Here is an 18907-nt window from a genome sequence, read left to right as displayed (position 1 = left end):
GATCAAAATTTAGCTTGGCTAAAATTCTTATCCCGTTAAATTTACTTTGGTTTTGTTCTTTAAGAACTATATTCTTTTGAACTTTCAAGGATATGTCACTGTTCAGTTATCAAGGTTCTTATCTTTTCTGTCGTTGTTTCGACAGCTTTTAGATGATATCACAGAAGTTCGAATCTGTCAAGAACTTTTTTTAAGTTTTTTGAATCAATTTTCTGTGAAACGGAGAAGAAGGGATTTGAACCCTTGCGCCGCTATTAACGACCTACTCCCTTTCCAGGGGAGCCCCTTCGGCCAGCTTGGGTACTTCTCCAAGTCGCCCTACTTACTAAAAGTAGTGCTTTATCAAATTATCTATCGGAAATTTGTCCGTTGAGCGGAGAGGGTGGGATTCGAACCCACGCGCCCTTGCGGACAAACGGTTTTCAAGACCGCCTCGTTATGACCACTTCGATACCTCTCCAGGTCAGCGCCGTTTGTTGTTTCCTCATCGGCACATTTGGTATGATACCAGCATTTCTTCCGTTTGTCAACAGGAAATTTCACTTTTTTTCAAAAAAGTTTTTACAATGGTGAAAACTACTGTAAAAAGGCCTCTGCTACCAGTAGATCCTCCGGCGTCGTGATCTTGATATTCCGGTAGGAACCCTCCACCAGGCGAACCTTTTTTCCCTCTATACTCTCCAGTACCATGGCGTCATCCGTGACCGCCAACGTCCCATCGGACTCCATAAGTTTCCGGTAAGCTTCCCGGATCAGGGCGCAGTCAAAAACCTGGGGTGTCTGGATCATCCATAGCAGATCACGCCGCGGGGTCTCCACTGCTGTCCCATGGCCGTCGCTGAGTTTGATCGTATCCTTTACGGGCATACCTGCCACACAAGCCTGATAGGTTTCGGCCGCCTCCTTCGTGCGCTCAAGGATTCCCTGATCCACGAAGGGTCTGGCTCCGTCATGGATAAAGACCAGATGGCAGTCCCCGGCCGCTTTCAGTCCTTCATATACAGAATGATAGCGCTCTTTTCCCCCGGGAACGATCTGTTTCACCTTATCCAGGTTGAATTTTCTGATAATTTCTTCCTGACAGTAGGAAATCTCCTCTTCTCCCGTCACCAGTATAATCTCATCGATAAAGGGACATTCCTGAAAAGCCTTCAGGGAATAATAGAGGACGGGCTTTCCCTGAAGGAGCAGATACTGTTTCTGCACGACTGAGTGCATGCGTTTTCCCCGGCCTGCTGCCAGGATGATTCCTACGTTTTTCATAAGGCTTCTCCTTTTTAACGCTCTCCGAGCTTTAAGTTCGGGACTGCGTTTAAATCCCAGCCGCTTCTGGTGCCGGCCAGGTATTCATAGTAAGCGGCGGCTCCGATCATGGCCGCATTATCCGTACAGAGAATGGGTGAGGGATGATAGAAGGCCACCCCGCGCTTTTTGCAGGCTTCTTCCATAGCGGAACGGAGGGCAGAGTTGGAGGCCACGCCGCCTGCAATGGCGAATTTCTTGAAGCCGTACTCTTCCACCGCATGCATGGCATGCTCCACCAGCACATCGACGACCGCTTTCTGGAAGGAAGCCGCCACGTCTGCCTGGACAATGGGAATATTTTTCATTTTGCAGCCGTTGAGATAGTTCAAAACGGCGGACTTCAGACCGCTGAAGCTGAAATCATAGGCAGAATCTGCCACTTTTGCCCGGGGAAAAGCGATGGCGTTGGGATTTCCCTCTTTAGAAACCTTATCAATCTTCGGGCCGCCGGGATAGCCGAGACCGATGGCCCGGGCCACCTTGTCGAAGGCCTCTCCTGCCGCGTCGTCTCTGGTCCGGCCGACGATCTCATATTTGCCGTAATCCTTTACGATAACCAGATGCGTATGACCACCAGACACCACCAGGCAGGCAAAGGGCGGTTCGAGGTCTTTGTTTTCTATATAATTGGCTGAAATGTGGCCTTCGATGTGATGGACGCCGATTAAAGGCAGATTTTTTGCATAGGCGATAGCTTTTGCCTCGGAAACGCCCACTAAAAGAGCGCCCACAAGGCCCGGACCATAGGTGACGCCAATGGCGTCGATATCATCCAGGGTCATATGAGCCTCCGCAAGGGCCTCCTCGATGACCACATTGATTTTTTCGATATGTTTTCTGGAAGCGATCTCCGGAACCACGCCGCCGTATAGCGTATGGAGAGCAATCTGAGATGAGATCACATTGGACAGAACTTCCCTGCCGTTTCTGACTACGGACGCAGCCGTCTCATCACAGGAACTCTCGATTCCGAGAATCACGATATCCTTTTTTTCTTCCACGTTTTAATCCTCCTCAAAAGTAAGGTCCACGGATTTTCCGTCTTTTCCCGGCCAGGCGTTGGGGAAAATATTCCGTACGCTGTCCATAAATTCTTCCGGCCGCGTAAGAGAGGGGCTGTAATGGGTCAGCCAGAGCTCTTTCACCTCGGCCTCCTTCGCCAGACGGCCCGCTTCTTTGAATGTCATATGTTTGTACTCGACGGCCTTTTTCTCCTTATCGGGCTCTCCGTACATGCCCTCACAGATGAAAAGGTCGGAGCCGGCCGCATTTTCCACGATGGATTTCGTGGGCCTCGTGTCCGTGGTATAAGTAAGTTTCAGCCCTCTTCTCGCAGGGCCGAGCACCATATCCGGCGTGTAAATTTTCCCTTCAAATTCCATGGTCTGGCCCTTCTGGAGCGGATTCCAGAGCTTCAGGGGGATTCCCTGCTTTTTCGCTCTCGTCGCGTCAAAACGGCCTGCCCGGTCGATCTCGATCGTATAGCCGTAGCAGAGCACATTATGATTGACCCGAAAGGCCTTCAGACGATAACCGTCCATCTCAAAGGTTTCCTCCGGACCGTGGATCTCTTTATAACGAATCTCAAAGGGCAGCTCCGGTGCGATGACGCGGAGGGCCGTTACCACCCGCTCCAGCCCTTTGGGACCGATGAGGGTCAGGGGCTCCTGGCGGTCTGCATTTCCCATGGTCAGAAGAAGACCGGGCAGGCCGCTGATGTGGTCCCCGTGGTAATGGGTAAAACAGATCACATCAATGGGCTTGAAGCTCCATCCTTTTTCCTTGATGGCAATCTGTGTGCCTTCTCCGCAGTCGATCAGCACACTGCTGCCATTATATCTCAGCATCAGGGCGGTGAGCCACCGATAGGGAAGAGGCATCATTCCGCCGCTTCCCAGTAAACATACATCAAGCATTTATTCATACTCTCCTCATTTTCTGTCAGAGCAGGGTTGTCTGCTCCTTTTTCTCCGGAGGGATCTTAAACTCCTGCACCAGCAGGTCGTAACAGGACTCACAGAGGTCAAAGCTGTGGATTTCTCCGTCTTTTCCAGAAAAATAGCCCCAGCTTTTCTCAATATGAAGCCCCTCCTCCCCGGGAAGCAGATCCGTTCCTTCCAGTCGTCTGCCGCAGCGGTTACAGTAGATTACATGTCCTTTTTTCATCGGTATCCTCCCTTTCGTCTTCTGCCCTATTATAGCAGAGAGACCGGCTGCGTACAGTGGAAATTCAATCCAGCGCCTCATGGCGCCACATGATCATGGCATCCTCTTTGGGACAATCATAAAAATTTTTGCGAATGCCCGCCGAGGTAAAGCCTAATTTTTCGTAAAGATGGATGGCAGGCGCGTTGCTCACCCGGACTTCCAGCGTAAAATGAGCGACGCCTCTGTTTTTTCCTTCTTTTAAAAGTTCCGTCAGCATGGCCCGGGCCATGCCTCTGCCCCGCTCGCTCTCCCGGACTGCCACGTTCGTGATATCCGCCTCATCAAAAGACTGATAAAAGCCGCAGTAACCCAGGATTTTCTCTTCTTCCGCTGCCACCAGATAGAAGGCCGCCTTCTGGTGAAGGGCATCAAGGAAGCCCTTTTCGCTCCAGGGCTGAGAAAAAATAGAGGCCTCGATGGCCGCCACCTGGGGCAGGTCTTTTTCTTTCATGGGGTGAAGGGTCAGCATGTCTTTTGCTCCGCTGCCTGTTTTTCCGCTTCCGCCCGCTCCCGTTCTGCTTGGGAAAGCCTTAAGTAATCCGGCTGATGGTCTCTGGCATGCTCGATCTTTCCTTCCCGGAAATAAATCTCGCCTAAAGCTGCCACAGCTGCCGCCCGCTGTTTATTCAGGTGGGCCGGAACATAGTGGTAGGGCACTTTCATTTTTTCATCGATGAGCGTCTGGTAAACCGGCACGCCGTCCCCCAGGAAAAGAACCTCCCGGCCCATCCCGTTCAGCAGGTTCGTAAGCTCCTCCACAGAAATGGCCATCTGGGGCTTTAAGACTTTGAGGGTCCGATCGTCGAAAGCGTAAACGCCGGTGTAAACCTGGCTTCGTCTGGCATCCATGATGGGGCAGACCAGCTTGTCCGTACCGTAAAGGTTGTAGGCCAGAGCATCCACGGTTGGAACCGCAATCAGGGGCTTATCGAGGGCAAGGCCCAGGCCTTTTGCCGTAGCTGAGCCGATCCGAAGGCCCGTAAAGGAACCCGGTCCTGCCGCCACCGCAATCGCGTCGATAGTGGAGAGATCCAGGTCTATCATTTTTCCAATCTCATCCAGCATCGGAAGCAGGGTCTGAGAATGGGTTTTCTTATAATTCACAGTATATTCCGCCAGCAGTTTTTCGTCCTCGACGACTGCCACGGAGGCCACAAGGCCGGAACTGTCAAGAGCTAAAATCTTCATGAAAAGTTTCCTCTTTCTATCTAAAAATCACAAAAATTATACTACAGAGTACCGGTCTCAGGCAAGCCTTCGAGGGTGATTTTTCTGTAGTCAAAGCCCTGCTCCAGGTCTTTTTCGATGGTCACAACGATGACCTTTTCCGGCAGGATCTCTTCGATCAGCTCCGCCCACTCAATGAGGCAGACGCCCTCGCCGTAAAAGCAGTCCTCATAGCCGATCTCGTCCATCTCCTCCACATCGCCGATGCGGTACACATCAAAATGACAAAATGGCATGCGGCCTTCCTCATAGACCTGAAGGATCGTGAAGGTTGGGCTGTTTACCGGCTCTGTGATGCCAAGTCCGGAGGCAAAGCCCTGGGTAAAAACGGTTTTTCCCGTGCCGAGGTCGCCGTTCAGTGTATAAATCTGTCCCGGCTTCGCCTCTCGGCCCAGTTTTTCACCGAGGGCAAAGGTTTCTTCGGGACTTCTTGTCTCAATCACCATATATTTTCACCTTTCTTGGGATTTCTCCTAATTGATACGGTTAAAGAATACCTCATCTGAACTTTCTTTGTCAACCGCACCCCATAAAAAAAGAACCCTGCAAGCAGGATTCTTTTTCTCATTTCAGGAACGCAAAGGGATCTTCATCCGCCACAAAATGCATAAGCATGTAGGCGCACATGATGGCCACCCGCTCTTCTTTCAGGATGCGTTTCGCCTCTTCCCTGTCAACGAGAAAGGCTTCAATGTCCTCGGTGTCTTCCTCTCCCTCGCTGGTTAAATTTCCGCTCACATAGCCGAAAACCGTGGCGCAACACTCATCCGTCATTCCGACGGTCGTAAAGAAGGGGCGTTCGTAGCCATTTTCGAGGGTAAGGGGACTAAGCGTAAGGCCCGTCTCCTCTTTTACCTCCCGGGCTGCAGCCTGGCGGAAATTTTCCCCGGGATCCACAAGGCCTGCCGGAAACTCGTATATGTACTCATCCAGACTGTAGCGGTACTGGCGCACCAGAAGGACTTTGTCTTTTTCCGGCGTAAGACCGTAGATGATGACGCCGTCCGGCTTCTCATTGTGGGTGGAGAGCTTTAAATCTTCGGCGGTCTTTGCCCTAGAAGCCACATAATAATGTTTATCATGACCCACCCGGTCTTTCGTCTCCAGCTCGTAGAGATTAACGTATGGATTTTCTGTTTTTCTTGTCGCCTGTTTGATTTCCGGCATGTTTTCTCCTTTATGCGTTGTGGATCAGTACCCGGCTCACATGCTTGTAGAGAAGGAAAGTCACCAGGGATACGATCACGCCTTTTACGAGGTTGAAGGGTACAACGGACAGAAGCACGAAGCTCTGAACGCTTGTGATGTTTTTATTGACGGCAGTTCCCATTCCGATGATGGCATCCATTCCTCCGAAGAGAGCCGCATAGGCGGGAAGAAGAACGAAAGCATTTAAAAGACCGCCGATGGATGCCATAACCAGGGTTCCTGCCGCCATTCCGAGGACTGCATTTTTTCTGGTCTTGTGATAACGATAGATCAGGCCTGCGGGAAGCACCATGGAACAGCCGATGGCAAAATTGGCCAGCTCGCCAACGCCTGCGGTCACGGTTCCGCTGATGATGAAGTTTAAGAGGATCTTCATGGCTTCAATGATGATGCCCGCTGCCGGTCCCATCGCAAAACAGCCGATGAGAATGGGCACCTCGCTTAAGTCGATCTTGTAGAAGGACGGAGCAAAGGGAAGGGGGAAATCAAAAAGCATCAGAACCTCCGCCACGGCTGTGAGCATGGCGATCTGGACCATCATCCGGGTTTTCGTGGTAGTGTTTGCAGGTGTTTTTGCTGCTGTGTTGGAACTCATTTCATTGTCTCCTTTTCTCTTTCGGGCGAACCCGTATTTCAGAAAAGAGAGTCTCCGCTATCGCTGCAGGCTCGCTGAAAAAAAGAAACCGGGTATCATAAAGATACCCGGGACTCATACACATACAGCAACTTCTGCAGCATTCTTCTCTCATCCAGACTGTACTGTCGGTTTTGGAATCGCACCAAATCAGCCGCTCATCGCGGGTCGCGGACTTTACCGCCGGTGAGGAATTGCACCTCGCCCCGAAGAATCTTTTTTCTGTTCGGGACTATTATATACCTGCTCTTTTCAGATTTCAAGCTTTTTCCCGAAAAAATACTCTTCCAGAAGACAATACCCCACCGAACCCTCTTTGTTGATATGTACTTTGCTGATCTCACTGCTGTTTCCGATGAAATATCCGTCCCAGCCTTCCGGAAGAGATTCAATACTCAGCGCAGCATCGAACCTGCTCCAAAGGCTACCGCCAGAAACAGCATTGCTGCCAATGAACCCCATTTTTTTCTCCTCATCATCATTAAAAAAGCTCCTTTCATTTCTTTTTATCCATCTTAAGAAACATCTGTGACCTTTTTGGGGTCGTTCTGTGTTTCAAGAATAAAAAATGAAGGAACTTTCTTAATACGCTGCTACGCAGCTTCCGCAAGGTCTCCGCTCCGCTTCGGTCGGTGCTAAACGTGTGCCACTGGCACACAGCACCTCCAAATATTCGAAACCCGCTGATTTACTGCAATACTTTTTCCAGCACGTCGGTGACTTTCTCCACCGGAAGGATCGTCAGTTTCTCTCTGACTTCTTTTGCCACTTCCTCAAGGTCTTCCTCATTTTCTTTCGGTATGAAGACCGTTTTCACGCCGGCGCGCTCTGCGGCCATGAGTTTTTCGGGCAGGCCGCCGATGGGCATGACCCGGCCCGTCAGGGAGACCTCGCCGGTCATGGCGTACTCCGGGCTCACGGACTTGCCGGTGAGAAGGGAGGCGAGAGCCGTCGTGAGGGTGATACCGGCAGAGGGGCCGTCTTTCGGAACGGCTCCGGCGGGCACATGGATGTGAAGATCGTGGTCCTCAAGCTTCGCCGCTTCCTCGGGGTACATATGTTTCACTAGGCTTAACGCAATTCGCGCGGACTCCTTCATCACATCGCCCAACTGGCCGGTGATGATAAGGTTGCCTTTTCCGGGAGCCAGGGAGGTCTCAATGAAGAGAATCTCTCCGCCTGCCGCCGTCCAGGCAAGACCAGTGATGACGCCGGGCTCCTTGTTAGCCAGGACATGTTCGTGACGGATCTCATGATGACCGAGAAACTGGGGCAGCCGTTTTTCGCTCACAGAAATGCTCTTCTGTTCGCCTTTGACCAGCTTCACTGCCGCGCTCCGGCAGAGAACGTCCAGCTGTTTTTTCAGGCCACGGACACCGGCTTCCGCCGTATAGCCGCTGATCAGGCGTTTGATGGCTCCGTCCGTGACTTTGAGATTCTGGGCTTTGATTCCGGCGTTTTTCATGGCGGCGGGAAGAAGATGGCGTTTCGCGATCTGGAATTTTTCCACAGCCGTGTAGCCCGGGAACTGGATCACTTCCATACGATTCAGGAGCGGCTCCGGGATCGTGTCCACAGAGTTGGCCGTGCAGACAAAGAGCACATTGGAGAGATCGTAGGGCACATTCATATAGTGGTCTGCAAAGGTATTGTTCTGCTCCGGGTCCAGCACCTCCAGAAGGGCGCTCGCGGGATCTCCGGAATAATCCTTGGAAAGCTTATCCACCTCATCCAGAACCATGACGGGATTCATGACGCCTGCCCGCTGCATTCCCTGCATGATACGGCCCGGCATGGCTCCGATATAGGTTCTTCTGTGGCCGCGGATCTCCGCCTCATCCCGGACGCCGCCAAGGCTGATCCGGACATATTTTCTTCCGAGAGCCCTCGCGATGCTCTGGCCGATGCTGGTCTTACCCGTACCCGGCGCTCCCACAAAGAGCAGGACGGAACCGGACTGTTTCTTATTCAGAGCCATGACAGCCAGCTGCTGGATGATACGCTCCTTTACCTTGGAAAGGCCGTAATGATCCTCGTCCAGGATTTTCTCGGCCTCCTTCAGATCAATCGCGGCGGCGGGTTCCGGCTTCCAGGAAAGGGAGGTGACGAACTCCAGATAATCGTAGAGCATGCCGTACTCATGGCCGTCCTGGCCTTCCTGTTTCATGCGGTTCAGGACTTTGTCCGCCTCTTTGCGCGCCTCCTCTCCCATGCCGGAGGCCTCTATTTTCTGCTCAAACCGGCGCACGTCGGAGATATTTTCCGGATGCATATCGTCGAGCTCCTGCTGCAGAAGCTCGATCTGTTTTTTCAGGGCTGCCTCGCGGTAAAGGCGCTCGTTGTTTTCCTTCTGGGCATTTTCTGCCTCCACGCCCACGCGGTTGACCTCGATGGCCTCCCGGATGGCTTTTTCGATGAGCTCGCAGCGTTCCTTTCTGGAATCGGTCTCGATGATCCGGTATTTATCCTCCCAGGGGATATGGATGTAACCGGAGACCGCGCAGAGGGTCTCCTCCAGATTCTTCCAGTGCAGCACATAGTTTCGCGCCAGCACGCCCCACTGGAACTGGCTGATATAATTTAAAAGGACATTTTTTACCCGGTCGAAAATCGCTTTCTCCTCCTCGGGGGTGATATCCTCCGTGTCGGGCCGGATGCTCGCGTTGGCCAGAATGCCGTCCTCCGCCATCTCGAGATCGGATAGATCCACTCTCGCCACCGTGCGAATCCGGATATTGCCCTCATTGTCGACGGAATCCAGTTTTCCGGAGACACCAACGGGATAAAAATCCTCCGGCGTCAGGTCTTTCCTGTCTTTGTCCGTTCTCTGCATCAGGAAAAGGACATCGTCTCCGGCTTTGGCGTCCTGATTGCCCATCTGCTGAAAAATATCTTTCTTGAAATAAAACGTTACACCCGGAAGCAGCATCATATCATAAACCGGCATTGTAAACATCATTTGTCACTCCTCCTTCTTTTGTTAGCACTCATTTAAGTTGAGTGCTGATACTTATTTGTTGTATTGTATACCTACTTGACGAAAAATGCAAGCAAAAAAAGACAGGCTGGATTTTTGTGTTCCAGTCTGTCTTTCTCTTCGTTTTCTTTATGCGTTGATGACGTATTTGTTCAGGCGGCCAAAGGCTTCCTGCACTTTCGTAAGGGGCAGGGCCAGGTTGATGCGGATGCTGTACTCGCCATGGAAGGGTCTGCCATCCTGCCATGCCACACCGACATCCCAGCCGGCCTTGATCAGCTGATCCATACTTCTTCCGGTCTTTTGGCACCAGCCTTCAAAATCCACGAAAAGCATGTAGGTTCCCTGGGGACGGCTCACACGGACGCCCTCAAAGTGTTCTCTGATATAATTGCAGGCGAACTCCATGTTTCCGTCAATGACCTGACAGAGCTCGTCCACCCACTCATAGCCTTCCGGCCGGTAAGCACCGATAAGGGCATGCATGGAAAGAACGTTCATGGAATTGTACTCTGTTTTCTCAGCCTTGGAGATCAGGCGATCCCGGAGATATTGATTATAAACGATATGATAACTTCCCACCAGTCCGGCCAGGTTGAAGGTCTTGCTCGGCGCATAAAAAGCAATCGTACGGTTTCTGGCATCCTCGCTGACGCTCTGCGTCGGCGTATGATGGTTTCCGGGAAGGATCAGGTCAGACCAGATCTCATCGGAGATCACCACGCAGTCATTCGCTTTATAGACTTCCATGGCTTTCTCGATCTCCCATTTTTCCCAGACACGGCCACAGGGATTGTGCGGGCTGCAGAAAACTGCCACATGGATCTTATTTGCCTTCAGTTTTGCGTCCATATCCTCATAATCCATGCGCCATACGCCGTTTTCATCTTTCTTCAGCGGGCTGTGTACGATATGGAAACCGCTGTCAATGATGCAGCGTGTAAAACCAACATAGGTCGGACTGTGAAGCAGTACACTGTCCCCCGGAATCGCAAAAGCACCAAGCGCGGAGATCACGCCGCCGAGTACGCCGTTCTCATAGCCGATGTGCTCTTTGCTAAGGCCGATAACTCCGTTCCTTTTCGTCTGCCAGCGGATGATGGAATCAAAATATTCCTCTGAGGGCGGGAAATAACCGAAAAGCGGATGTTTGATACGCTCTGTCAGCGCCTCCTGCACCGTGGGAACCGTGGCAAAGTTCATATCTGCCACCCACATCGGAATCGCGTCAAAGCCTTCCTTCGGAAGATCCGGCGCCTGACCGTCTCCCATATTATCAACTGCCAGGGCATCCTTGCCGTGACGGTCGTAGATTGTCGTAAAATCGTACTTCATGTTCTTTGGTATACTCCTTCTCCAATAGTAGTTAATGCTGTCCTCAGTATAAGCTTTTTTTCTGTTTCTGTAAAGCGGACGTTTTCGGACTTTTGTCTTTATCCAGAAAGCCGAAAAAACCGTGTTTTTTTCAGCAGAACAGCTATAGCAGCGAAAGCGAACTCTGTGATAGAATTGGATGACTTTGTAATTTTCACACACTTTTATTTTTGGAGGATTTTACCAATGAAACAAGAGAAATTTGACTGGGGCTACTTTCTGAAGCACATCGCCATCATCGCCGTTCCCGTAGCCCTGCAGAACCTCCTGACCACCACCGGAAGTATGGTGGACACCATCATGCTGGCATCTATCGGAGAGAAAGCTGTGGGAGCCATCGGGCTCTGCGCCCAGTTCTCAAGCCTCATGTTTTCCGGCTACTGGGGCTTCATCGGCGGCGGCATGCTCTTCTTTGCTCAGTACTGGGGAGCAAAGGATGACGAGGGCATCACCCGTTCCTACGGCATGACTCTGCTCTTCATGATGACGGTCGGCCTCGTCTTCGCGGCTCTCGCCATCTGTGCGCCGGAGTTTGTCATGGGCGTCTACACAGACAAGGCGGAGATCCAGGCCATCGGTATTTCCTATCTCCGGATCGTCGGCTTCGCCTATCCGCTCCAGATCCTAGCCATGGCCATGAGCGCCCTGCTCCGCTCCATCGAACAGGTGCGGATTCCGCTCTACGGCGGCATCGCCTCCGTCGTGGCAAACTGCTTTTTCAACTATCTTTTCATCTTTGGAAAATGCGGACTGCCGAAGATGGGCGCTTCCGGCGCCGCTGTGGGAACCGTTCTCGCAGGCATCGTAAACCTTCTGGTTCTGATCAGCTTTGTTCTTTATAAAAAGATTCCCTATGTACTGGAATTTTCCAAGCATTTCCGCTGGACCCGCTCCGCTGTTGCCCAGTATCTTGAAAAATGTTTCCCCATCATCTGCAATGAGGTGCTCATCGGTGTGGGAAACATGCTGATCAACGTCGTGCTGGGACGCCAGACCGAGCAGGCCATCGCCGCCGTGGCGGTCTTCCGTACCATGGAGGGTCTGGTCATTGCCTTCTTCAGCGGCTTTTCCAATGCGGCCTCCGTTCTCGTCGGAAAGGAAGTTGGGGCCGGAAATCACGAGACAGCTTTCCAGAGAGCGAAACGACTCGTCTACCTCTGCAGCGGCATCATCGGCGTGGCCTGTCTCGTCCTTTTGCTGGTCCACAACCCGCTCCTCCACACCCTGGGGCTTTCCGGGGAATCCTACCGGATCGGTACCGGCATGCTGATCATTTACAGTGTCGCTGCCATCATCCGTATGGGAAACTGGGCCCAGAATGACACTTACCGTTCCGCGGGCGACGCGGCTTTCGGTTCCATCCTCGAGATCACGTTTATGTACCTCATGGTGCTTCCCTTCGTGTATCTCTCCAACTTCTATTTCCACGCGCCCTTCCTTCTGGTGTTTGCTTTCTGCTACATCGATGAGCCCATCCGGTACATCCTCATGCAGCGGCATCTCTACTCCGGAAAATGGATCCGTCCCGTATCCGGGCCGGGCATGGCCACGATTGAGGAGTTTCGAAAACAGCATGGAATCCAGATGAAAAAAAGCAAATAAAAACGAAAGCGGCGGGCCATCAGGCCCGCCGTAATATTTTCCCTGTAATCTGATGGATCACAAACATGACCACGATCCCGCAGAGAACCGTAAAGCCGGTATGCGCTGCTCCCGTCAGATAATTGACGATCAGGGAGATCATGGAGACGCCGCCTAAAATCATCCACAGCGACCCATGAATCCGGTTATAGATTTTCACATTTTTCACAGAGTTTTCCTCCGCTGCCTGCTCTTCCGACCAGAAACGCACCGGCTCTTTCTGTTTCCACTGAAGGATCCCTTCCAGAAAGATCACTGCCGCGAAGGCTTCCATAATAACAAGACAGCAGAGCTTCATAAATGTCAGCATATCCTACTCCCCGTTCCGTTTTATTTTTCTGCTCCGCTCACGCGCAGGAGCTCTCTGGTCAGCTTCTGGATTTTTTCCAGACGCTCCTTCTGGTTCTCGTCGGAGGCCTCCGTGAGACTTTCCTCTGTCAGGGTTTTCAGCTCTTCTGCCGTTTCCTGGATCAGCTCCCGGTTTTCCTTCCTGTTCTTCCCGGCCACTTCCATGATCTCGCTGTATTTTCCCGTCACATAGCCATAATTTTTCCGCACATGGGGAAGGAGGCAGTTCGTGCAGTCTTTGACGCCTTTTTCCGTGAAGCGGAAGTTTCCGCCGCAGGCGTCTCCCAGGGCGTAAAGGGGACAGTAGCAGAAAAGACAGTTGAAATTGTCCGGATCGTTGGTTTTATGGCAGGGAAAGTATTCACATTCTTTATGACAGACGAAGGAATACTCTTTTCCCTCCCAATAAGGCTTTTCACTCATCGTTTTTCCTCACCCAGCTTCATAGAAAGAGAGATTCGTTTCTTGTTCAGATCCACATCCAGCACTTTTACATCCACGATATCGCCGACGCTCACCACATCCAGCGGATGTTTGACGAACTTCTTGCTGCTCATCTGGGAAATGTGTACCAGACCGTCCTGATGGACGCCGATATCCACGAAAGCGCCGAAGTCGATGACGTTGCGGACCGTGCCTTTTAAGATCATGCCCGGCTTCAGGTCCTTCATATCCATCACGTCACTTCTGAGGATTGGGCGGGGCATCTCGTCACGGGGATCGCGGCCCGGTTTCTCCAGCTCTTTGACGATGTCGCGGAGAGTGGGTTCGCCGATGCCAAGCATCTCTGCCGTTTTCTTATAATCTCTGATTTTCCGGCCAAGATCCTTGAGATTTCCGGCCTTCACATCCTCTTCGCTGTAGCCGAGGCTCTTCAGCAGCTTCTCTGCCGCCTCGTAGGATTCGGGATGAACGCCGGTGTTGTCCAGGAGATTCTCCCCGCCCGGGATCCGAAGGAAACCGGCACACTGCTCGTAGGCTTTCGGACCCAGCTTGGCAACTTTGAGAAGCTCTTTTCTCGTTCCGAAGCGGCCGTTTTCCTCACGGTATGCGACAATGTTCTTCGCGATGGCCTTGCTGATGCCGGAAACATAACCCAGAAGGGAAGCAGAAGCAGTATTTAAGTCCACGCCAACCTTATTTACGCAGTCTTCCACCACACCGGTCAGGGTCTCACCCAGCTTTTTCTGGTTGCAGTCGTGCTGATACTGACCCACACCGATGGATTTCGGATCGATTTTTACGAGTTCTGCCAGCGGGTCCTGAAGACGGCGCGCAATAGAAGCGGCACTTCTCTGTCCCACGTCAAAATTCGGGAACTCCTCGGTTGCCAGGGCGCTGGCGGAATAAACGGAAGCTCCTGCCTCGTTGACGATGACATACTGAACTTTCTCCGGGATCTCCTTTAAAAGCTCCACGATGATCTGCTCGGATTCGCGGGAAGCGGTTCCGTTTCCCACGGAGAACAGGGTCACATGATATTTGGAAATGAGCTTTTTCAGTGTCTCCTTGGCATCGTGGATTTTCTTCTCCGTCGTGGGAGCTGTGGGGTAAATGACCGTGGTGTCCAGCACTTTTCCTGTGGCATCCACAACAGCCAGCTTACAGCCAGTACGGAAAGCCGGGTCCCAGCCAAGGACCACCTGGCCTGCGATTGGTGGCTGCATCAGAAGCTGGGTCAGGTTTTTACCGAAGACCGTGATGGCGCCGTCCTCCGCCTTCTCCGTCAGAACATTGCGGATCTCACGCTCAATAGCCGGGGCGATCAGACGACCGTAGCTGTCAGCGATGACCTCTTTTAACACAGGTGTGGTGTGGGGATTTTCATTGGAGATCACCATTTTTTCCAGATAACGGAGGATTCGCTCCTCGGGAGCGCCCACCTTTACGGTCAGGAATTTCTCCTTTTCACCACGGTTGATCGCCAGGATCCGGTGACCTGCCACTTTGGATACAGGCTCTTCGTAGCTGTAGTAATTCTCATAGACGGACTGGGCTTTCTCGTCCCGCGCCGTGGAAATGAGCGTTCCTTCTTTCATTGTGAGGTCACGGATATGGATCCGGTAATCAGCCTCGTCGGAGATGGCCTCTGCCAGAATATCTCTGGCTCCGTTCAAGGCATCCTCCACCGTAAGGACTTCTTTTTCCTCAGAAAGAAAAGCTTTGGCATCTTCCTCCAGCGGACGTTTTGTCAGCTGCAGGCGGATGAGATTTGCCAGGGGCTCCAGACCTTTTTCCTTCGCGATCGTCGCTCTGGTCCGCCGTTTCGGACGATAGGGGCGGTAGAGATCGTCCACCACCACAAGAGTCTCTGCTGCCAGGATCTGCTTTTTCAGCTCCGGTGTCAGCTTGCCCTGCTCTTCTATCACAGAAAGAACCTGCTGCTTTTTCTCCTCCAGATTCCGGAGATAGGTCAGCCGTTCAAAAAGTTTTCTTAAAACCTCGTCGTTCAGGGAACCGGTGGCCTCTTTCCGGTAACGGGAGATGAAGGGAATCGTGTTTCCCTCGTCGATGAGTTTCACGGCGGCGTCTACCTGCCACTCCTGAACCTCCAGTTCCTTTGCCAGTTGTTTATTGATTTCCATTTTGTTACACCTCTAAATATTTTAGTCAATCGGATTCACGGCTCATTTTACCACGCAATGCGTGGGATTGTAAAGTTCTTAAAGGATTTTCCCCTTGAAGAGACGAGGGGTTTGGGGTACAATAGAGAACAGTATTACCTATCTTGCAGAAAATATGAGGATTCTTTATGAACGATTACAATTATGATTACAATCCGAATCCGGAGCCTCTCGACCCGGAACCTGCCCACAGCGGCATGGAGACGGCTGCGATCATCCTCGGCATCCTGGCCCTGGTGGGAAGCACCTGCTTCTATCTCTCGATTCCCTGCGCCGCCGTCGGCATTCTTCTGGCGCTCCTCTCACGAGGCCGGAAGGAGCATATGTCCAACCGGGCCAAAACCGGCCTCTGCATCTCCGCCGCCGGCCTTGTCCTGACTGTCGGACTGACCTCCTACACGCTCTACCATTACAGAGATCTCTTCTCTTCTTCTGAATTCCAGCAGAGAATGAAAGATTATATGGATTATTACTATTCCGGAAGTGAAACAGAAGCGGAGGAAGACGGCGAGAGCAATATCCTGAAGGATTTCTTCGGCGACGACAAAGGAAATTCCTCTGACGGCGAACAGCAGACGCCGGAAACCGAAATTCCCTACATCGATGACACGCCTTATGGCAGCGATCCATACAGCGGCAGTTCTCCCTATGGAAGTTATCCTTACGGCTCCAGTCCTTACGGCGGACAGAATTCTTCCACCACTCCGGGACCGGCAGTTTAAGCAGACATAATCCCCTGCTCCTTGTTTTTTTGCAAGGAAGGCAGGGGATTTTTTATATCTGCTCCAGAAGGTCCAGGTCGAAAAAGGCTTTTAAGGCGTTGAGGATCAGGAAATGGGCCATCGTGAGGAAGATGAGCCAGAAAATGTCGTATTTTTTCAGTTTGCCGCTCCAGGTCCAGGAAAAGCGACCGCTTTTTGCGAACTCCAGGATTGAAAAAACGAGGCCCCGGAGGAGAAGAAACGCCGTATAGAGAATGACCGGGTGGTAAAGAAAGGAGCGGAAAAGCTGGCCGTGAAGAAGGGACGCTATTGCTCGGGTTCCGCCGCAGCCGGGGCAGTAGTAGCCGGTGACAAGGTGGAAGAGGCAGGGAAAGTTTAAGTTTAACATGGCGGCCGCGCTCCTTTCTTCTAACCTATTTTTTCTTATGATCGGCGTTTTTCATATGGAGATAATCGATGATCCCCAGGCCGTTGATGCAGGCGGCCACCTCGCTCATGGATTCCATCTCAAATTTTTTCAGAATGTTGCGGATCTGGTTTTTCACTGTGGAAAGCTCCACGCAGCGCAAACGGCAGATTTCGCTTCTCGTGTAGCCCTGACAGGTCAGATCCAGAAGAAGCTCCTGAGACTGATAATCGCATAAGGTGGAAATCCCACGGATATCAAAGACATCGACCTTCTCGCCCGCCCGGATCCGCTCGGTAATCTCGCTGTCATAGCTCTCTTTGTCCAGAATATGTAAGTTCACCCGGATATCAACCTGCGAGGCATTGAACGCTTTTACGATCTCTTTTGCATAAAACTCTTCCTCCTGCCAGAACAGCCGCCGCAAAAGTCAGACGGATCTGTTTCTTCATAAGCTCTCCCCCATTTTACCGATATCAGATCTCGGAATACACGATATTGCGGATTCGCCGCGTATAGGTGGAAGTCCCGGCGCCGGTCAGCTGTTCCATCACAAGAATGATGAGATCCTTCCCGGGAGCTACCGACATATAGGGACCGAGCCAGCCATCCCAGCCGTACTCTCCATAGCTTCCAAGGGTTGCCGCATGCTCCGGCTCCGTCAGCTTCCGCATCAGGTTTCCGTAGGAATAGCCTGCCAGCTCTTCCCAGCCCCGCATTCCTTTTCGCTGCTCCTCTGTGATCACTCCTTCTGCGAGAAAATCCACCATCGGCTCTGTGAGAATCCTCACACCGTCCAGCGTTCCCTTGTTCAGCAGCATCCGGCAGAATTTCAGCCAGTCGTCGACCGTCGTCACCAGCCCGGCTCCCCCGGCTTCATAGGCCGGCTCACGTTCCATCCGGCTCGAAATTCCCAGATGGCAGCCGGTGTAAAGGTAAAGCCCGTCTTTCTGCTGCTCGTAGGTCTGAGCCAGACGGCTCTGCTTCTCCGGCGGCACAAAAAATCCCGTATCCACCATGCCAAGCGGCTCAAAGATCCGCTCCTTTAAAAATTCTCCAAACCGTTTTCCGGAAACCACTTCTATCACAGCCCCCAGAATATCCGCCGACATTCCATAGCGAAACGTCGTTCCGGGATCAAAGGCCAAGGGAATTTTTCCCAGTCTCTCTGCAATCTCCCGGGTACTCAGCGGATTCTCTCCATCCATCCGGGACTTGATCTCCTCGATCAGGCTGGTGGTCTCGACCTCCGTCTGGTTGGCATCTCCGTTGTAGCTGCAGCCAGAGGTCATATTTAAAAGATCACGGACCTGAATTTCCCGTAAGGCAGGCCGAAGCTTACCGTTTTCACTGACCTGCGGATTTCCAAAGGACGGAAGAAAACGTGAAACCGGAGCCAGAAGGTCCAGCTTTCCATCCTGCACCAGAAGCATTGCTCCCACGGCCGTCATCGGTTTTGTCATGGAATACAGGCGGAAAATCGTATCTCTTTTTATCGGAATCCTTTTCTCCAGGTCCGCATATCCGGCCTCATAATAGCAGCACTCTTCTCCATGACGGAAGATCAGGCAGTTTCCGCCCGCGGCCCCGCCGGATTCTGCCATTTCTGTCAAAACTTCCTGAATTTTTGCAAATTTTTGTTTTTTCATAAGCTTATCCTTTCACACCCGCATAAGCGATTCCTTCTACAATGTATTTCTGTGCTACCGCATACAGGATGACCACCGGAATCAGGGATAAGGTGGTGCCTGCCATGATGGCGCCGTAATCCGTATCAAACTGTCTCCGGAAAGTAGCAAGCCCCAGCTGAATCGTCTTCTTGCTGTCCGTATCGAGATAAATCATCGGGCCCATGTAATCGTTCCACACAGAGTTGAAGGTCAGTACAACCAGCGTCGCAAGGCTGGTTTTACATAAGGGTAAGATAATTTTAACATAGATTCCCCAGGGGCCGCAACCATCGATCTTCGCCGCCTCAGCCAGGCTGTCCGGAATACTCAGCATATTCTGGCGGAGCAGAAAAACGCCGAATACATTGAAAGCGCCGGTCAGGATCAGGGACCAGTGGGTATCATAGAGATGGAGCTTCTGCATGATAAAAAACTGCGGGATCAGAATCACATACCAGGGAATCATCATCGTGCTGAGATAGCAGAGAAAAATCTTATCCCGGCCCGGAAATTTCAGCTTGGCAAAGGCGTAAGCCGCCCTGCTTGCCGTCAACGGCTACCT

The 18907-nt window shown here is 52.0% G+C and carries 20 protein-coding genes, 2 tRNA genes, 1 pseudogene and 1 riboswitch; of the genes and pseudogenes, 2 read left to right on the top strand and 21 right to left on the bottom strand.

What is annotated here, in order from left to right; translation table 11 throughout:
- Nucleotides 1-220: 220 nt before the first annotated feature.
- From LKD71_RS09060 to LKD71_RS08995, 14 genes are all read right to left on the bottom strand, one after another.
- Nucleotides 221-310, bottom strand: a tRNA-Ser gene (locus tag LKD71_RS09060).
- Between the two features lie 64 nt (nt 311-374).
- A tRNA-Ser gene (locus tag LKD71_RS09055) sits at nt 375-460 on the bottom strand.
- A gap of 116 nt (nt 461-576) precedes the next feature.
- Nucleotides 577-1263, bottom strand: a complete 687-nt coding sequence (ispD, locus tag LKD71_RS09050) for a 2-C-methyl-D-erythritol 4-phosphate cytidylyltransferase (protein WP_227615155.1) — start codon at nt 1261-1263, stop codon at nt 577-579.
- A gap of 14 nt (nt 1264-1277) precedes the next feature.
- A complete protein-coding gene (gene tsaD, locus LKD71_RS09045; RefSeq protein WP_227615154.1) occupies nt 1278-2306 on the bottom strand; it encodes a tRNA (adenosine(37)-N6)-threonylcarbamoyltransferase complex transferase subunit TsaD in 1029 nt (342 codons plus the stop codon).
- Between the two features lie 3 nt (nt 2307-2309).
- Nucleotides 2310-3221: a ribonuclease Z gene (locus LKD71_RS09040; protein ID WP_178045110.1), complete on the bottom strand. Its 912-nt coding sequence runs from the start codon at nt 3219-3221 to the stop codon at nt 2310-2312.
- A 25-nt stretch (nt 3222-3246) separates the two neighbouring features.
- Entirely contained in the window at nt 3247-3471 is a 225-nt protein-coding gene (locus LKD71_RS09035; protein WP_178045109.1) for a hypothetical protein, read from the bottom strand.
- 64 nt (nt 3472-3535) lie between these two features.
- Nucleotides 3536-3982, bottom strand: a complete 447-nt coding sequence (rimI, locus tag LKD71_RS09030) for a ribosomal protein S18-alanine N-acetyltransferase (RefSeq protein ID WP_227615153.1) — start codon at nt 3980-3982, stop codon at nt 3536-3538.
- Nucleotides 3976-4701 (bottom strand): tRNA (adenosine(37)-N6)-threonylcarbamoyltransferase complex dimerization subunit type 1 TsaB, encoded by a 726-nt coding sequence (gene tsaB / locus LKD71_RS09025; RefSeq protein ID WP_227615152.1) that lies wholly within the window; start codon nt 4699-4701, stop codon nt 3976-3978. Before tsaB ends, rimI begins: the two co-directional genes overlap by 7 nt.
- 41 nt (nt 4702-4742) lie before the next feature.
- Nucleotides 4743-5186 carry a tRNA (adenosine(37)-N6)-threonylcarbamoyltransferase complex ATPase subunit type 1 TsaE gene (tsaE, locus tag LKD71_RS09020; RefSeq protein WP_227615151.1) on the bottom strand — a complete coding sequence of 148 codons (444 nt, stop codon included), beginning with the start codon at nt 5184-5186 and terminating at the stop codon, nt 4743-4745.
- Between the two features lie 118 nt (nt 5187-5304).
- Nucleotides 5305-5907, bottom strand: a complete 603-nt coding sequence (locus LKD71_RS09015) for an NUDIX hydrolase (RefSeq protein WP_227615150.1) — start codon at nt 5905-5907, stop codon at nt 5305-5307.
- A gap of 10 nt (nt 5908-5917) precedes the next feature.
- Entirely contained in the window at nt 5918-6544 is a 627-nt protein-coding gene (locus LKD71_RS09010; RefSeq protein ID WP_227615149.1) for an ECF transporter S component, read from the bottom strand.
- A 138-nt stretch (nt 6545-6682) separates the two neighbouring features.
- A riboswitch (FMN riboswitch) is annotated at nt 6683-6801 on the bottom strand.
- Between the two features lie 34 nt (nt 6802-6835).
- On the bottom strand, nt 6836-7045 hold the full coding sequence (locus LKD71_RS09005; protein WP_227615148.1) for a hypothetical protein: 210 nt from the start codon (nt 7043-7045) through the stop codon (nt 6836-6838).
- 226 nt (nt 7046-7271) lie between these two features.
- Entirely contained in the window at nt 7272-9539 is a 2268-nt protein-coding gene (gene lon, locus LKD71_RS09000; RefSeq protein WP_227615158.1) for an endopeptidase La, read from the bottom strand.
- Between the two features lie 150 nt (nt 9540-9689).
- Complete coding sequence (locus LKD71_RS08995; RefSeq protein ID WP_227615147.1) at nt 9690-10895, bottom strand: MalY/PatB family protein; 1206 nt, start codon at nt 10893-10895, stop codon at nt 9690-9692.
- Between the two features lie 225 nt (nt 10896-11120).
- Here LKD71_RS08995 and LKD71_RS08990 point away from each other — a divergent pair, with 225 nt between their 5' ends.
- Entirely contained in the window at nt 11121-12536 is a 1416-nt protein-coding gene (locus LKD71_RS08990) for an MATE family efflux transporter (protein WP_227615146.1), read from the top strand.
- A 19-nt stretch (nt 12537-12555) separates the two neighbouring features.
- Here the strand turns inward: LKD71_RS08990 and LKD71_RS08985 are convergent, their stop codons facing one another.
- From LKD71_RS08985 to LKD71_RS08975, 3 genes and pseudogenes are all read right to left on the bottom strand, one after another.
- Nucleotides 12556-12885 carry a hypothetical protein gene (locus tag LKD71_RS08985; RefSeq protein WP_227615145.1) on the bottom strand — a complete coding sequence of 110 codons (330 nt, stop codon included), beginning with the start codon at nt 12883-12885 and terminating at the stop codon, nt 12556-12558.
- 173 nt (nt 12886-13058) lie between these two features.
- Nucleotides 13059-13346, bottom strand: a pseudogene (locus LKD71_RS18520) (cysteine-rich small domain-containing protein); the annotation flags it as partial.
- Entirely contained in the window at nt 13343-15508 is a 2166-nt protein-coding gene (locus tag LKD71_RS08975) for a Tex family protein (protein WP_227615144.1), read from the bottom strand. The gene LKD71_RS08975 and the pseudogene LKD71_RS18520, both read right to left, overlap by 4 nt.
- A 167-nt stretch (nt 15509-15675) precedes the next feature.
- On the opposite strand from LKD71_RS08975, the gene LKD71_RS08970 reads away from it, so the two are divergent.
- Nucleotides 15676-16269 (top strand): hypothetical protein, encoded by a 594-nt coding sequence (locus tag LKD71_RS08970; RefSeq protein ID WP_227615143.1) that lies wholly within the window; start codon nt 15676-15678, stop codon nt 16267-16269.
- Between the two features lie 52 nt (nt 16270-16321).
- Here LKD71_RS08970 and LKD71_RS08965 read toward each other — a convergent pair whose 3' ends face one another.
- From LKD71_RS08965 to LKD71_RS08950, 4 genes are all read right to left on the bottom strand, one after another.
- The gene (locus LKD71_RS08965; protein ID WP_227615142.1) at nt 16322-16657 is read right to left on the bottom strand and encodes a DUF2752 domain-containing protein; all 336 of its coding nucleotides are present in this window, start codon (nt 16655-16657) and stop codon (nt 16322-16324) included.
- A 25-nt stretch (nt 16658-16682) separates the two neighbouring features.
- Nucleotides 16683-17018, bottom strand: a complete 336-nt coding sequence (locus tag LKD71_RS08960) for a helix-turn-helix transcriptional regulator (RefSeq protein WP_227615141.1) — start codon at nt 17016-17018, stop codon at nt 16683-16685.
- Nucleotides 17019-17151: 133 nt separating this feature from the next.
- Nucleotides 17152-18324 (bottom strand): serine hydrolase domain-containing protein, encoded by a 1173-nt coding sequence (locus LKD71_RS08955; protein WP_227615140.1) that lies wholly within the window; start codon nt 18322-18324, stop codon nt 17152-17154.
- Nucleotides 18325-18328: 4 nt separating this feature from the next.
- Nucleotides 18329-18898 (bottom strand): carbohydrate ABC transporter permease, encoded by a 570-nt coding sequence (locus LKD71_RS08950; RefSeq protein WP_227615139.1) that lies wholly within the window; start codon nt 18896-18898, stop codon nt 18329-18331.
- Between the last annotated feature and the right edge of the window lie 9 nt (nt 18899-18907).

The organism is Fusicatenibacter faecihominis (assembly GCF_020686945.1).
GTDB lineage: Bacteria > Bacillota > Clostridia > Lachnospirales > Lachnospiraceae > Limivivens > Limivivens faecihominis.
Note: the sequence above shows the minus strand (reverse complement) of the source record. Positions and strands in the feature narration are given on the sequence as shown.

Coding starts and splice junctions, on each gene's coding strand:
- LKD71_RS08990 (WP_227615146.1), top strand. CDS start 11,121: ATGAAACAAGAGAAATTTGACTGGGGCTACTTTCTGAAGCACATCGCC.
- LKD71_RS08955 (WP_227615140.1), bottom strand. CDS start 18,324: ATGAAAAAACAAAAATTTGCAAAAATTCAGGAAGTTTTGACAGAAATG.
- LKD71_RS09040 (WP_178045110.1), bottom strand. CDS start 3,221: ATGCTTGATGTATGTTTACTGGGAAGCGGCGGAATGATGCCTCTTCCC.
- LKD71_RS08985 (WP_227615145.1), bottom strand. CDS start 12,885: ATGCTGACATTTATGAAGCTCTGCTGTCTTGTTATTATGGAAGCCTTC.
- LKD71_RS09015 (WP_227615150.1), bottom strand. CDS start 5,907: ATGCCGGAAATCAAACAGGCGACAAGAAAAACAGAAAATCCATACGTT.
- tsaE (WP_227615151.1), bottom strand. CDS start 5,186: ATGGTGATTGAGACAAGAAGTCCCGAAGAAACCTTTGCCCTCGGTGAA.
- LKD71_RS09010 (WP_227615149.1), bottom strand. CDS start 6,544: ATGAGTTCCAACACAGCAGCAAAAACACCTGCAAACACTACCACGAAA.
- LKD71_RS08965 (WP_227615142.1), bottom strand. CDS start 16,657: ATGTTAAACTTAAACTTTCCCTGCCTCTTCCACCTTGTCACCGGCTAC.
- ispD (WP_227615155.1), bottom strand. CDS start 1,263: ATGAAAAACGTAGGAATCATCCTGGCAGCAGGCCGGGGAAAACGCATG.
- LKD71_RS08995 (WP_227615147.1), bottom strand. CDS start 10,895: ATGAAGTACGATTTTACGACAATCTACGACCGTCACGGCAAGGATGCC.
- tsaB (WP_227615152.1), bottom strand. CDS start 4,701: ATGAAGATTTTAGCTCTTGACAGTTCCGGCCTTGTGGCCTCCGTGGCA.
- rimI (WP_227615153.1), bottom strand. CDS start 3,982: ATGCTGACCCTTCACCCCATGAAAGAAAAAGACCTGCCCCAGGTGGCG.
- LKD71_RS08970 (WP_227615143.1), top strand. CDS start 15,676: ATGAACGATTACAATTATGATTACAATCCGAATCCGGAGCCTCTCGAC.
- LKD71_RS09005 (WP_227615148.1), bottom strand. CDS start 7,045: ATGGGGTTCATTGGCAGCAATGCTGTTTCTGGCGGTAGCCTTTGGAGC.
- lon (WP_227615158.1), bottom strand. CDS start 9,539: ATGTTTACAATGCCGGTTTATGATATGATGCTGCTTCCGGGTGTAACG.
- LKD71_RS08975 (WP_227615144.1), bottom strand. CDS start 15,508: ATGGAAATCAATAAACAACTGGCAAAGGAACTGGAGGTTCAGGAGTGG.
- LKD71_RS09035 (WP_178045109.1), bottom strand. CDS start 3,471: ATGAAAAAAGGACATGTAATCTACTGTAACCGCTGCGGCAGACGACTG.